Genomic DNA, 13,921 nt, shown 5'->3' with positions numbered 1-13,921 from the left:
CGGCGGTTCACTTGAGACCGGCGGTGGCGAAGCCCTGCACGAAGTAGCGCTGGCCGATGAGGAAGAGGAGCACCATGGGAAGGGTGGCGAGCGTGGTGCCGGCCATCAGGTAGTGCCACTGGGTGCCGTTCTCCGTCTTGAAGACGGACAGCCCGACCTGGATGACCCGCAGACTGTCCGTCCGGGTCACCAGCAGCGGCCACAGGAAGTTGTTCCAGGACGACTCGAAGGTCAGCAGCGCCACGGTGGTGAGCGCCGGCTTGACCTGCGGCGTCATGATCCGGGCGTAGATGCGGAACTCGCCGAGGCCGTCGAGGCGGGCCGCCTCCTCCAGCTCCACCGGCAGATCGAGGTAGAACTGGCGGAAGAGGAAGACCGCGAACGGCGTCACCGCACCCGGGACGATCAGCGCCCACCAGGTGTCGAGCCAGCCGCTGCCGCCCTGCCCGAGGATGTCGTTCCCGCCGGCCAGCGGCATGAAGCGGACGATCAGGAACTCCGGCAGCACCTTCGTGTACGTCGGGATCATCAGCGCCGCGATGAAGAGGTAGAAGATCACCTCACTGCCCCGGAACCTGATCCGGGCCAGCGCGTACCCGGCCATGGAGGCGACCAGCACGTTCAGCACGGTGTGGCTGAAGGCGATGATGAAGCTGTTGCGGGCGTAGGTGGCGAACGGCGCCGCCCGGAACGCGTCGACGTAGTTGCCGAACTGCCAGCTGCTGGGCAGGAGTCCGGCGTCCTGGGAGGCGATGTCCACCGGCGACTTGAGTGAGGTGATCACCATCCAGACGAACGGCACCACCATCAGCAGGGAGATCACCGACAGCGTGATGTAGAGCGCGATCCGGCCCGGGGACACCGGCCGCCGGCCGTCGTGTCCGCGCTTCACGGGGCTGACGTCCACCGGCTTCCGCGTCTCAACTGTGGCCACGGGTGCCTCCCATGATCCGCCGGTTGACCAGGGTGAAGCCCATCAGCAGCACGAACAGCACCAGGGACTGGGCGCAGGCGTATCCGACGCGGAACTCCCGGAAGGCGGACTTGTAGATCTCGTAGGTCATCATCGTCGTGCTGTTGGCGGGGCCGCCGTCGGTGAGGATGTAGATCTGGTCGAAGGACTGGAACGCGCCGATCATCGACGTGATGAGCACGAAGAACGTGGCGGGCTTCAGCAGCGGCAGCGTGATGGAGAAGAACTGCCGGACCTTCGAGGCGCCGTCCACCGACGCCGCCTCGTACAGCTCCCGGGGAAGCGACTGGAGCGCGGCGAGATAGATGAGCATCTTCATGCCGATGCCCTGCCAGATGCCGACCAGGATCACCGAGGGCATCGCCCACGCCGTAGAGGAGAGCCAGGCCGGGCCGTCGATGCCGATGAACGACAGCAGCGCGTTGAACAGGCCGTTGCCCGGGTTGTAGATCCACAGCCAGACCAGGGCGATGGCGACGGTGGCCGTGACCTGCGGCAGGAAGACCGCGGTGCGGAAGATGCCCCGGGCCTTGAGCCCGGTGTGCAGGGCCAGCGCCAGCAGCAGGCCCAGCAGCATGCCGAACGGCACGGTGAAGAAGGTGTAGACGACGGTGTTGACGATGGACTTGCGGAAGACCGCGTCGTCCAGCATGTCCCGGAAGTTGTCGAGCCCCACGAACTGCGGGGCGGTCAGCACGTCGTACTTCGTGAACGCCAGGACCACCGCCGCCAGCACCGGCAGGCCGATCCACAGCGAGGCGTGCAGCAGCGCGGGCGCCACCATGAGCATGCCGGCCCGGCGCCGTCGGCGTCCGGGGCCCGTGGGGGTCCTGCGGGTGCGCCGGGTCGGCGCCGGTTCAGGAGGTGCGGGCGGCCGCACGGGCCGCGCCTTCAGTACGGATGTCGCTCCCACAGTGACGGGTCCTCACATCCGGCCGATGGCGGCCTCGGCGAGCCGGCCGAGCTCCGCGATGGCGTCCTTCGCCGACTGGCCGCCCACGATCGCGGGCTCCAGCGTCGGCTTGATCTTCTCGCGGATCTCCATCCAGGCGGCGGTGCCGCCCTCGGACGCCGCGTGCTGGAGGTTCTTCAGGGAGAGGTCGACGAACTGGTTCTCCTTGACGTAACCGGTGTCGTCCAGATCCCGCAGCCCGGGGACCGAACCGCGCTGCTGGGCCGCGCCGAGGATCGATTCGGGGGTGGCCAGCCACTCCACGAGCGCACGGGCCGCGGCCGGGTGCTTGGAGCTCGCCGACTGGGTGACGAGGGTGCCGCCCTGGAGCATCGCGGGCCTGCGGTTGGCCAGGACGAACGCGCCGAGCTTGTCCTGCTCGATCAGCTCCGGGTGCTGCTCCTTGACCTGGACCCACAGTGCGCTGGTCGTCATCATCATCGACGCCTGACCGGTCTGCACGTTCGACGGGGCTCCGGCGGCGGTCTTGCGTGCGAAGTCCGCCGAGCCGTCGGCCACCAGGTCCTTGAAGAACTGGAGTGCCTCCACCCCGCGGGCGTCGGTGAACAGCACCTTCCTGCCGTCCGCGCTGAACAGCTGACCGCCGTTGGCGAAGAGGAAGGTCTCCCAGCACTGGCGCAGATCGATGGAGAAGGGGTCGAAGCCGACCCGGCCGTTTTTCGTCAACTGCTTGGCGACAGAGCGCAGTTCGGACCAGTTGCCGGGCGTCCTGCGGATGCCTGCCTCGGCGAAGTGGTCCTTGCGGTAGACCACGATGCGGGTGTCCAGCACGACGGGCAGGGCGTACAGCCTGCCGTCGTGGCGGGAGGGTTCCAGCACCCGCTTCTCGTAGTCGTGGGCCTTCGCCAGCTTCTCCGGCAGTTCCGCGATCGCCCCCTTGGCGGCGAACGGCGGGATCCAGCCGACGCCCATCATCAGCACGTCGGGCAGCAGGCCGCCCGCGAGCCCGGTGGTGATCTTCTCGTTGAGCTGGGCGTACGTGGTGTAGTCCACGTTTACCTTGACGTCCGGATACTTCTTCCGGAACCCGCCCAGCGTCTCGCCCTCCAGGAGCGTCTTGCCCTTCGCGCCCTCGTAGATCGGGGTGAGGAGGGTGATCTCGCCCTCGGCGTGACCGTCGGCGGAGCCGGCCGCGGAGGTGCCGGTGCCGCAGCCCGTGAGCGCGGCGGCGGTGCCCGCACCGATGGCGGCGAGCAGCGACCGTCTGTTGAGTTCCATGAGCACCCCTTTTGAGGTGGAGTCTGTGGATCGATCCAGTGAAGAGATCCCGGCCATGGCTGGGATGCACTGGTAAATCGATGCACTGAGACTAGGAATGCCGTTGGAGCGACGTCAACAGCTGATGCACAAGAATTTTTCGCCCACGTTAACGGGTGTATCGGTAGAGAGACTTCAGTAAATCGATACACTAGGGTGGTCAGGGAGTTTCGAACCGGAGGTGGCATGAGCGGGGTAACGATCCATCAGGTCGCGGCGGCTGCGGGCGTCTCCGCGAGCACGGTCTCCAACGTCCTCAACGGGCGCACCGACCGTATGCAGGCGGCCACCCTGGCGCGTGTCGAGGAGACCATCGAGCGGCTGAGCTACCGGCCCAACCGTGCGGCGCGGATGCTGCGCACGGGCCGGATCAAGGTGATCGGCCTGATCGTGCCCTCCGTCGCCAACCCGTTCTGGGGATCGCTCGCGCGGGAGCTGGAGGCCATCGCGCTCGCCGAGGGCTACCACGTACTGCTCTGCAACAGCGAGCGCGATCCCGCCCGGGAACTCAAGTACGGCGAGGAGCTGTTGGCGGACGGGGTCAGCGGTGTGGTGCTCTGCTCCTCGCTGCCCTCCCTCGAACACGTCGAGCCGCTGCTCAGCCGGGGTCTGAAGATGGTCGCCTTCGACCGTACGGCCCAGGCGGGCGATCCGCCGTCACTGGCGAGCATCAGTGTGGACAACGCGATGGGGGCCGAGCTGGCCACCCGTCATCTGCTCGAACTCGGCCACCGAAGACTGGCGTTCGTCTCCGGCTCGGTCAACAGCGTCAACCGCCGCGAGCGGCTGCGGGGCTTCCGCGCCGCGCTGGAGGGGGCCGGGCTCGACCCGGCCGACGCGACGGTCTGGCCCGGGGCGGACACCAGCGAGTTCGGCGACAAGGACGCGGCCGAGCTGGGCCGCAATGCGGCCCGCGAGCTGCTCTCCGGGCCTCGTCCGCCGACCGCGTTCGTCGCCATCAACGACATGTGCGCGATCGGGATCTGCCGGGGCGCCAAGGACGCCGGACGCACCGCCGGGCGCGATGTGTCGGTGGTCGGCTTCGACGACATCCTGCTCGCCGACCTCTTCGAACCGCCGCTCACCACCGTCCGCCAGCCGCTGCCGGAGATGGCGGCGGAGACCTTCCAGCAGCTGCGCGCCCGGATCGAGTCGGCGCCATCGGCCGGCCGCTCCCTGCTGATCCGGCCGCGGCTGGTGGTCCGGGAGTCGACCGCGCCGGTGCCCGGGTCCGAGCCCGGGTCCGAGCCCGCGTCGGCGTCGGCGGACGCGGGGACCCCGGACGCTCCGCACGCGGTCGCCCCGGACGAGGTCGCTCCGACGGTGTGAGGAGCGCCGGCGGCTGACGCGCCGGCCGCTCCGGGCGGTCACCCGGAGCGGCCGCACGCCTCGTTGTCCGTCAGCGCCGGACGACAGGCCGGTTGGCCGGCAGGTCGGTTGGCCGGCAGGTCAGCCGGACGATGAAGCAGTCGGACGATTGCGTCAGTCGGTCGACGCTGTCCAGCCCGTCGCGTCGATCCGGCCGGCGTCCCGGGGCCGTTCCGCGTCGAAGACCGTCCGGACGCCGTCCCGGACCCGCAGGCCGTCCACGTACGCGCCGCGTCCCACGTACAGCTGGTCGGTGGTGTAGCGCCACCGCAGGCGCACGTCCCGGCCGCGCCAGGCCGTCAGGTCCGCCTCCAGCCGGTGCCAGACACGCCCCGACCAGCCGCTCACCGAGCCGGCCGGATGCGGCTGCGGATCCGGCCGGTGGCCCGGTCCCGGACGTACGGTGGTGAACGGCACCGGCTGCCAGCCCTGCCCTGCCGACGCCTCCAGGAAGAGCCCGTCGGAGGCCGGCTCCGTGTCCCACCACAGCGCGCACTCCAGCCGGGCCCGCTCGGAGTCCAGGCGCAGCGCGGGCAGCGTGAGGGTGGCGGTGGACGCGCTCGCCATGCCCGAGAACCAGGCGGTGCGCCCCCGCTCGGGCCGGACCGGGACGGCCCGCGCCAGCTGGTTGGCGGCAGCCACTCGGGGCGCGCTGCCCGAGCGCCAACTCCGTACGGGATGGACCGAGTTGCCCAGCACGATGAGGAAGGTGTCGGTCGACGGGTCGAGCACCAGGCTGGTCCCGGTGAACCCGGTGTGCCCAGCGCTGCGCGGGGTCGCCATCGCGCCCATGTACCAGTGCTGGTAGAGCTCGAAGCCCAGACCGTGCTCGTCGCCCGGGAACGCGGTGTTGAAGTCGGTGAACAGCAGGTCGACCGAGTCCTCGGACAGGATGCGGGAGCGGCCGTACACCCCGCCGTTGAGGAGCGTCCGGGCGAGGACCGCGAGGTCCCAGGCGCAGGAGAACACCCCGGCGTGGCCCGCCACCCCGCCGAAGCCGAACGCGTTCTCGTCGTGCACCTCGCCCCAGACGAGACCGCGGTCGAGACCGGACCAGGGCAGCCGGGCGTCCTCGGTGGCCGCGATCTTCGGCTTCCAGGAGGCGGGCGGGTTGTAGCGGGTGCGGTGCATCCCGAGCGGTCCGGTGATCTCGTCGCGGAGCAGGGCGTCCAGCGGGCGGCCGGTGAGGTGCTCCAGGATCAGCTGCAGCGAGATGAGGTTGAGGTCGGAGTAGAGGTAGGCGCTGCCCGGGGTGCTCGCGGGCACCTCCTCCCACAGCATCCGGAGCTTGCCCTCCCGGGTCGGTTCCTCGTACAGCGGGATCCACGCCCGGAAACCCGAGGTGTGCGTGAGCAGGTGACGGACCGTGATGTCCTGCTTGCCGCCGCCCGCGAAGTCCGGGAGGTACGAGGCGACCGTCGCCTCCAGCTCCAGCCGGCCGCGCTCGATCTGCTGGACCGCCAGGAGCGAGGTGAACAGCTTGGAGATCGAGGCCAGGTCGAAGACGGTGTCCTCGGCCATCGCGATCTGCTGGTCCGCCGGGAACTCCACCCCGGTGTCGGTCTTCTCGTCGTACGCGGAATAGCGCACCGCCTTGCCGATCGGCCGGTGCAGCGCCACCGTGCCGCCCCGCCCGGCGAGCAGCACCGCGCCCGCGTACCAGGGGTGCTTGGGGGAGTCGGCGAGATAGGCCTCGGCGTCCCGCACCAGCTGGTCCAGCGGTCCCTGGAGCAGCCCGGCGCGCGCGGCGCTCCCGCGTCGCAGCGTGGGCCGGCGCGCCGCCCCTGACTCCATGCCCGCTCCCGCTCCCGCTCGCGTGTCCGCCGCTCCGTCCGCCGTGCCCGCGCCCGGCCCGCTCCGGGCGGCCGCGGCCGCGAGCGGAATCGGCGTCAGTGCGAGCGCGCCGCCCAGCGCCAGTATCCCGCCGCCCAGCCGCCGCCGGGCGATGCCGCTCCCGCCCGCGCGGGATCCGTCTGCCTGGGATCGGCCCGTGCGGGATCCGGCTGCCTGGGCTCCGACTGTGTGAGATCCGCCTGCCTGGGATCCTGCCGCGTGGGATCCGGACGGAGAACCGCCCCCGCCCCCTCGCGCGCCCCGGCCGTCCGCCGCCCGTCCGTTCCCCCGCGTGTCCCCGTGCGTGTCCCCGGTCATCCGCAACTCCTTCCCGCGCCCGACGCCCGGCCACCGGGTCGCACCCGGTGGCCGGAGTCCGCGCGAAAGTAACTTCCGAAATCTCGCCGAGCAGTGAAAGTTCCTGCCGCCGCAGAGGTTACTGTCACCCCCGCGCTCCCGGGTGCCTCCCGGCCCGCAAAGAATCTGACACTGCATCAGAAAATCTCTTCCCTCGGTCGCCCGGCTGCGGCATCCTGCCGCCCATGGAGACGGAACTGAGCCGCCGACTGGGAATCGAGCACGCCATCTTCGGCTTCACGCCGTTCCCCGAGGTCGCCGCGGCCATCACCAGAGCCGGCGGCTTCGGCGTGCTCGGGGCGGTCCGCTACACCGCGCCCGAGGACCTCGCGCGTGACCTGGACCGGCTGCACGAGCACGCCGACGGCAAGCCCTACGGCCTCGACGTCGTCATGCCGGCCAAGAAGGTCGAGGGCGTCACCGAGGCGGACGTCGAAGCGATGATCCCGGCCGAGCACCGCGGGTTCGTACAGGACCTCCTGGCCCGCTACGGCGTGCCCGAACTGGCCGAAGGAGAGGAGTCCGGCTGGCGCATCACCGGCTGGATGGAGGAGGTCGCCCGCAGCCAGCTCGACGTGGCCTTCGACTACCCGATCAAACTCCTCGCCAACGCTCTCGGCTCCCCGCCCGCCGACGTCATCGAGCGCGCCCACGACCACGACGTCCTCGTCGCCGCCCTGGCCGGAAGCGCCCGGCACGCCCGGCGGCACGCCGAGGCGGGCATCGACGTCGTCGTCGCCCAGGGGTACGAGGCGGGCGGCCACACCGGGGAGATCGGCTCCATGGTGCTGGTCCCCGAGGTCGTCGAGGCGGTCGCCCCGCTGCCCGTGCTGGCCGCCGGAGGCATCGGCAGCGGTGAGCAGGTCGCCGCCGGGCTCGCCCTCGGCGCGCAGGGCGTCTGGCTCGGCTCCCTCTGGCTCACCACCGAGGAGGCCGACCTGCACTCCGAGGCCCTGACCGCCAAACTGCTCGCCGCGGGCTCCGGGGACACGGTCCGCTCCCGCGCCCTGACGGGCAAGCCCGCACGCCAGCTCCGTACCGCGTGGACCGACGCCTGGGACGACGCGGCCGGGCCCGGCACCCTCCCCATGCCGCTCCAGGGGCTGCTGGTCGCCGAGGCCGTCTCGCGGATCCAGAAGTACGAGGTCGGGGAGCTGCTGGGCACGCCCGTCGGGCAGATCGTCGGCCGGATGACCAGCGAACGCAGTGTCCGGGCCGTGGTCGACGACCTGACCCGCGGCTTCGAACGGGCCGTCACCCGCATGAACCGCATCGCCGGAAGGAGCGCAACGTGAACCAGCCGCCCAACGGCTTCTGGGCCCAGGCCGCCGCCGACCCCGACCGCACCGTCCTGATCGCCCCCGACGGCGAGGAGTGGAGCGCGGGCCGGCTGCACGCCGACGTCAACCGCATGGTCCACGGACTGCGCGCGGCCGGGCTGCGCGAGGGCGACGCGTTCGCCGTCGTCCTGCCCAACGGCGTCGAACTGCTCACCGCCTACCTCGCCGCCTCGCAGGCCGGCTTCTACCTCGTGCCCGTCAACCACCACCTCGTCGGCCCCGAGATCGCCTGGATCGTCGCCGACTCGGGGGCCCGCGTCCTCATCGCCCACGAACGCTTCGCGACCGCCGCGACGGCCGCCGCCGACGAGGCGGAGCTGCCCGCCACCCACCGCTACGGCGTCGGCACGGTCCCCGGCAGCCGCCCGTACGCCGAACTCCTCGACGGCCACCCCGCGGGACCGCCCGAGGAACGCACCCTCGGCTGGGTCATGAACTACACCTCCGGCACCACCGGCCGTCCGCGCGGAATCCGGCGTCCGCTGCCCGGCAAACGGCCCGAGGAGACCTATCTCGGCGGGTTCCTCGGCATCTTCGGCATCCGGCCGTTCGACGGCAACGTCCACCTGGTCTGCTCGCCGCTCTACCACACCGCCGTGCTCCAATTCGCGGGCGCCGCACTCCATATCGGGCACCCGCTGGTCCTGATGGACGGCTGGGCGCCGCAGGAGATGCTGCGCCTCATCGACGCCCACCGCTGCACGCACACCCACATGGTGCCGACGCAGTTCCACCGTCTGCTCGCACTGCCCGAAGACATACGGGGCCGCTACGACGTCTCCTCCATGCGGCACGCCATCCACGGGGCCGCGCCCTGCCCCGACCACGTCAAACGCGCCATGATCGACTGGTGGGGGAGCTGCGTCGAGGAGTACTACGCGGCCAGCGAGGGCGGTGGAGCGTTCGCCACCGCCGAGGACTGGCTGAAGAAGCCCGGCACCGTGGGCAAGGCCTGGCCGATCAGCGAACTGGCCGTCTTCGACGACGACGGCAACCGGCTCGCGGCGGGCGAACTGGGCACCGTTTACATGAAGATGAGCACCGGCGGCTTCCGCTACCACAAGGACGAGACCAAGACCCGCAAGAACCGCATCGGCGACTTCTTCACCGTCGGCGACCTCGGTGTGCTGGACGAGGACGGCTACCTCTTCCTCCGCGACCGCAAGATCGACATGATCATCGCGGGCGGCGTCAACATCTATCCCGCCGAGATCGAGTCGGCCCTGCTCACCCACCCCGCCGTCGCGGACGCCGCCGTCTTCGGCATCCCGCACGCCGACCGGGGCGAGGAGGTCAAGGCCGTCGTCGAACCGGCCGACGGCCACGAGCCGTCGGCCGGACTCGCCGCCGCGATCCTCGCCCACTGCGAAGAGCGGCTCGCCGGCTACAAACGGCCCCGGAGCCTGGACTTCATCACCGCGATGCCCCGCGACCCCAACGGCAAGCTCTACAAACGACGCCTGCGCGAACCGTACTGGGAGGGCTTCGAACGGCCTCTTTGAGGCGGGCGGCGACGACCACTGCTCGGTGTTACATGGGGCCGCAGCCGGGCATGCCGCTGTTCCCGGAGGGCTTCGACCCGCCGCTGAGCGATGCGCAGCCGGCCTGGGCGCGGGCGGAGGGCGGAGCCGTGCCGGGGTGATCCGCCAGGAACGCCCGGGAACGCCGTCACGACACGTCAGCGAGAAGGGCGCCCGCCCAGGCGGACGCCCTTCTCACCGCGCACGGGCGCACCCACGCGCCCACCGCTCTACCGCCGCTCGTGCACCCGCACCACCCGCAGGGCCGGCGAGCGGGCGATGTCCTTCTCGCAGAACCGGGACGTCACCCAGCGCTCGCCCGCGTACAGCCGGGTCTGGTCGCTGAAGTGCGGCGACTTCGGGTTCTCCGACTGGGAGTACGTCAGCAGCGTCCGGGCCACCGGGCAGCGGCTGTCGTCCCAGCCGACCGCCTGGATGTAGCTGGAGCCCGTCGACACCTCCGTATAGCCGCCCGCCGCCGCGTTCCACACGGGCTCGGTCTTGTTCCAGATGCCCAGCGACTCCGTCCCGCCGCCGATCGGGAGCCGCTTGCCGTTCCGGACCACGAACTGGTGCTTGCCCAGCGGTGCGTCGAGCGCGATGCCCGCCGCCCGCAGCTCCGTCACCGCGTCCGCCAGCGCCGTGCCGACACCCGGCGCGGCGGTGTTCAGACCGCGCGGGGTGCGTACCGGGTCGGCCGGGTCGAACGGGGTCCGCCACAGCTCGGCGGCGGGCACCGCCGAGGCCCTCCGCCAGAACCGGTCGAAGAGCAGCGCGCCCCGGCTGTCGCTGTCCACGCTCCGGTCCCAGCGCCGCAGCACCCGGCAGGCCTCCGACACATCGACCGGCGTACCGCCCGTGCCCACGGCCGTGCCGCCCGGCAGCGCCGCGCACCACCGCGCCGTCTCCGACGCGGCCAGGTCTCCGGCCGGCGCACGGTTGGCGAACTGCTGCCGCTGGAGATCCGCGACCCGGAGGCGGCCCTTGTCCGCCATCGCCGCGACATCCTCGATCGCGCCACGCGTCCGCATCGACCGGGGCGTCGCGACCGTGCCGAAGATCCGCTCGTACCCGGTCAGCGGCTGCTCCGCGTTGGTCAGCCAGGCGCTGTCGTTGGAGTTCTCCACGTACGGCCGGTTCTTCAGCGTGGGCATCCGGCTCGGGCCGAAGACGCCCGGCTGCACCGCGTCCGGGTCGCTGCCCAGCGCGCAGTCCTCGCGCGAGCCGTCCAGCACCGCCAGCCCGGACGCCGGATACGTGGCCCGGCCCAGCGGGGTCGAGCAGCGCTCCGCCAGCTCGTCCGTGATCCTCGGCAGGACCTGCGACTGGGCGAAGAACGAGTGCCCCGCCCGGTCCGCCGCGATCGTGTTCACCCACGGCATGCCCTGGTTCCGGTGCAGTGAGCGTTCCACGTCCGCCGTGGAGCGGGCCCTGCTGAAGCCCAGACCGGTGTCCGCCATCCGCAGATTCGTCGCGTTCGGGTCGTTCAGCGCGTACGCCGTGCTCGCCGTCCACGGCAACGGCAGCGCCGAGCCCATGGAGTCGACGACCGGGCCGTAGCGCGTCCACCACTGGGTGCGGGTCACGGGAGCCGCGCCCTTCACCGGGACGCTCACCGTCCGCTTCGTCATCCGCTCCCGCTTCCCGTCCACCAGATACGTGGTCGGGTCGGCCGGATCCAGCGTCAGCTGATGCAGATTCAGCGTGACGCCCGTGGCGACCGTATGGCTCCACGCCACATCCGCGTTGTGCCCGATCGAGATCGTCGTGGCGCCCAGCAGGGACGCACCCGACACGTTCAGCTCACCGGGAATGGTCTGCTGCGACTGCCAGAAGCGGCGTCCGCCCTGCCACGGGTAGTGCGGGTTGCCGAGCAGCAGCCCGCGCCCGTTCACCGTGGTGGAGCCGTCGAAGGCCACCGCGTTGGAGCCCATGTCCGCGTTCTGCGCCGACAGCAGCCGCTCGGCCGCCGTCGCCGCCTCCTCGGGGGTGACCCCGGCCGCCGGGGGAGCGGCGGTCGGCGGCCGCGCCGCCGTGATGCCGTCGATGCCGCGCCCCTGACCGCCGAGCACGGCCAGCGCGTAGCCGCGCGCCGCCACGTCCAGAGCCGTCACCGGACGGACCCAGGACGCGCCCCGGCAGGCCGGATCGGTGATCCGGTTCTGCTCGATCCACGCGTTGTACCCGGCGGCGAACCCGCGCATCGTCTCCTTGGCGTCCCGGCTCGGACCGGCGGGCGCGGGCACCTTCAGCAGCTTCTCCACCGTGCCGCTGTCCCGGACACCCCGGAAGTACAGATCGCTGGAGAGGTTCGTCGCCGCCGAGGAGAGCGAGAAGTCCGGGGCGGCGTCCGGGCCGAAGAACCTCGACCGTTCCCCGCGCACCGTGAGGAAACCGTCCGCCAGCGTGCACACCTGGTCGGCCGCCTGCGCCCAGCCGGTGCCGAAGCCGAGCTGTGCGTAGTCCTTCGCCACGATGTGCGGAATGCCGTACTCCGTGTACCGGATGACGGCGGAGAGCCCGCCGCCGGACGGGTGCCGCTGTGGCCCGGCCCCGGACGCGGCGGCCGGCGGCAGCGAGGCCGACACGGTGAACAGGGCGAGACCGGCGACCCCGAGCAGTCTCAGACGGTTGCGTAACGTCAAGGTGTTCCTCCCAGCGGTGCGGGTGGCACGGCGGCGGTCCGGACCGTCCGGACAGCCACGCGCCACTCAGCCAGGGAGCCTCGGGCACTGTCAACCGTCTGGTCGGTATCCAGCCTCTTGACCCCGGGGCCCGGGCCGCACAGGATCACGCCATGACAGGTGTACGCAGCAGCACAGTCGACGGCGTCCTCACCCGCAGCGCCCGGCGCACCCCCGGCCGGACCGCCGTACGGTACGCCGACCGGGCCTGGACCTACCGCGCGCTGGACGCCGCCGTCTCCACGGCCGCCGCCGTCCTCACCGAGGAACACGGCCTCGCCCCCGGAGACCGGGTGGCCGCCTACGCGCACAACTCCGACGCCTATCTCATCGGCTTCCTCGCCTGCGCACGGGCCGGGTTCGTCCATGTGCCGGTCAACCAGAACCTCACCGGCGACGACCTGACCTACCTCCTGGACCAGTCCGGCTCCGCCCTCGTCCTGACCGACCCTGACCTCGCCGGGCGGCTGCCCGACAGAGTCCCGGTGCGCGCGCTGCGCGACGCTCCCGGTGCGCTCCTGGACGCCCTGGAGACGGAACGGCCGTTCACCCCGCAGCGCCCGCCCGCCTCCGACGACCTGGCGCAGCTGCTCTACACCTCCGGCACCACCGCCCTGCCCAAGGGCGCGATGATGACGCACGGGGCACTGGTCCACGAGTACGTCAGCGCGATCACCGCGCTCGGCCTCAGCGCCGCCGACCGGCCGGTGCACTCGCTGCCGCTCTACCACTCCGCTCAGATGCATGTGTTCCTGCTGCCCTATCTGGCGGTCGGCGCGGAGAACACCATCCTGGACGCGCCCGACGCCGTCCGCGTCTTCGACCTCGTCGAAGCGGGCCTGGCCGACAGCCTGTTCGCTCCGCCCACCGTCTGGATCGGCCTCGCCAACCACCCGGAGTTCGCCACCCGCGACCTCGGCGGTCTGCGCAAGGCGTTCTACGGGGCCTCGATCATGCCCGTGCCCGTCCTGGAGCGACTGCGGAGACGTCTCCCGCACCTGGCCTTCTTCAACTGCTTCGGCCAGAGCGAGATCGGCCCGCTGGCCACTGTGCTGGGCCCCGACGAGCACGAGGGCCGGATGGACTCCTGCGGCCGTCCCGTGCTCTTCGTGGAGGCCCGTGTCGTCGACGAGAAGGGCCAGGACGTCCCCGACGGCACCCCGGGCGAGGTCGTCTACCGCTCGCCCCAACTGTGCTCCGGCTACTGGGACAAGCCCGAGGAGACGGCGGCCGCCTTCCGCGACGGCTGGTTCCACTCCGGCGACCTCGCGGTCCGTGACGCCGAGGGCTTCTACACCGTCGTCGACCGGGTCAAGGACGTCATCAACTCCGGTGGTGTCCTCGTCGCCTCCCGCCAGGTCGAGGACGCTCTCTACACCCACCCCGCCGTCGCCGAGACCGCCGTCATCGGCCTGCCGGACGACCGCTGGATCGAGGCCGTCACCGCCGTCGTCGTCCTGCGCGGCGAGGCGAGCGACACCGAACTCATCGCCCACGCCCGTGAGAAGCTGACCGCGTTCAAGGCCCCCAAACGCGTCGTGTTCGTGAACGAACTGCCGCGCAACGCCAGCGGAAAGATCCTCAAGCGGCAACTGCGCGACGAGCTCGGCTGACTC

9 protein-coding genes are annotated in these 13,921 nt (G+C 71.4%); 4 read left to right on the top strand and 5 right to left on the bottom strand.

Annotated elements, in window-relative coordinates:
- Nucleotides 1-7: 7 nt before the first annotated feature.
- From KV381_RS00985 to KV381_RS00975, 3 genes are all read right to left on the bottom strand, one after another.
- Entirely contained in the window at nucleotides 8-934 is a 927-nt protein-coding gene (locus KV381_RS00985; protein ID WP_030086471.1) for a carbohydrate ABC transporter permease, read from the bottom strand.
- Nucleotides 921-1,763: a carbohydrate ABC transporter permease gene (locus tag KV381_RS00980; protein ID WP_030086472.1), complete on the bottom strand. Its 843-nt coding sequence runs from the start codon at nucleotides 1,761-1,763 to the stop codon at nucleotides 921-923. Before KV381_RS00980 ends, KV381_RS00985 begins: the two co-directional genes overlap by 14 nt.
- A gap of 135 nt (nucleotides 1,764-1,898) precedes the next feature.
- Entirely contained in the window at nucleotides 1,899-3,164 is a 1,266-nt protein-coding gene (locus tag KV381_RS00975; protein ID WP_030086473.1) for an ABC transporter substrate-binding protein, read from the bottom strand.
- A gap of 225 nt (nucleotides 3,165-3,389) precedes the next feature.
- Here KV381_RS00975 and KV381_RS00970 point away from each other — a divergent pair, with 225 nt between their 5' ends.
- On the top strand, nucleotides 3,390-4,532 hold the full coding sequence (locus tag KV381_RS00970) for a LacI family DNA-binding transcriptional regulator (protein ID WP_050504958.1): 1,143 nt from the start codon (nucleotides 3,390-3,392) through the stop codon (nucleotides 4,530-4,532).
- Between the two features lie 153 nt (nucleotides 4,533-4,685).
- Here KV381_RS00970 and KV381_RS00965 read toward each other — a convergent pair whose 3' ends face one another.
- The gene (locus tag KV381_RS00965) at nucleotides 4,686-6,722 is read right to left on the bottom strand and encodes a serine hydrolase domain-containing protein (RefSeq protein ID WP_030629840.1); all 2,037 of its coding nucleotides are present in this window, start codon (nucleotides 6,720-6,722) and stop codon (nucleotides 4,686-4,688) included.
- Between the two features lie 224 nt (nucleotides 6,723-6,946).
- Between KV381_RS00965 and KV381_RS00960 the strand changes: the two genes are divergently transcribed.
- Complete coding sequence (locus KV381_RS00960) at nucleotides 6,947-8,056, top strand: nitronate monooxygenase family protein (protein ID WP_030086476.1); 1,110 nt, start codon at nucleotides 6,947-6,949, stop codon at nucleotides 8,054-8,056.
- Nucleotides 8,053-9,603 (top strand): acyl-CoA synthetase, encoded by a 1,551-nt coding sequence (locus KV381_RS00955; RefSeq protein WP_218784255.1) that lies wholly within the window; start codon nucleotides 8,053-8,055, stop codon nucleotides 9,601-9,603. Before KV381_RS00960 ends, KV381_RS00955 begins: the two co-directional genes overlap by 4 nt.
- Before the next feature lie 248 nt (nucleotides 9,604-9,851).
- Here the strand turns inward: KV381_RS00955 and KV381_RS00950 are convergent, their stop codons facing one another.
- On the bottom strand, nucleotides 9,852-12,266 hold the full coding sequence (locus tag KV381_RS00950; RefSeq protein ID WP_030086479.1) for an acylase: 2,415 nt from the start codon (nucleotides 12,264-12,266) through the stop codon (nucleotides 9,852-9,854).
- Between the two features lie 152 nt (nucleotides 12,267-12,418).
- On the opposite strand from KV381_RS00950, the gene KV381_RS00945 reads away from it, so the two are divergent.
- Nucleotides 12,419-13,918: an acyl-CoA synthetase gene (locus KV381_RS00945; protein ID WP_030629849.1), complete on the top strand. Its 1,500-nt coding sequence runs from the start codon at nucleotides 12,419-12,421 to the stop codon at nucleotides 13,916-13,918.
- The last annotated feature ends 3 nt before the right edge of the window (nucleotides 13,919-13,921 follow it).

It is taken from the genome of Streptomyces sp. WY228 (assembly GCF_019287315.1).
Classification (GTDB): domain Bacteria; phylum Actinomycetota; class Actinomycetes; order Streptomycetales; family Streptomycetaceae; genus Streptomyces; species Streptomyces caviscabies.
The sequence above is the reverse complement of the archived record's forward strand: the minus strand, read 5'-3'. Positions and strand labels throughout refer to the sequence as shown.

What these genes read in the sequence shown, in the direction of transcription:
- KV381_RS00980 (WP_030086472.1), bottom strand. Translation starts at nt 1,763, where the DNA reads ATGCTCATGGTGGCGCCCGCGCTGCTGCACGCCTCGCTGTGGATCGGC.
- KV381_RS00975 (WP_030086473.1), bottom strand. Translation starts at nt 3,164, where the DNA reads ATGGAACTCAACAGACGGTCGCTGCTCGCCGCCATCGGTGCGGGCACC.
- KV381_RS00970 (WP_050504958.1), top strand. Translation starts at nt 3,390, where the DNA reads ATGAGCGGGGTAACGATCCATCAGGTCGCGGCGGCTGCGGGCGTCTCC.
- KV381_RS00965 (WP_030629840.1), bottom strand. Translation starts at nt 6,722, where the DNA reads ATGACCGGGGACACGCACGGGGACACGCGGGGGAACGGACGGGCGGCG.
- KV381_RS00960 (WP_030086476.1), top strand. Translation starts at nt 6,947, where the DNA reads ATGGAGACGGAACTGAGCCGCCGACTGGGAATCGAGCACGCCATCTTC.
- KV381_RS00945 (WP_030629849.1), top strand. Translation starts at nt 12,419, where the DNA reads ATGACAGGTGTACGCAGCAGCACAGTCGACGGCGTCCTCACCCGCAGC.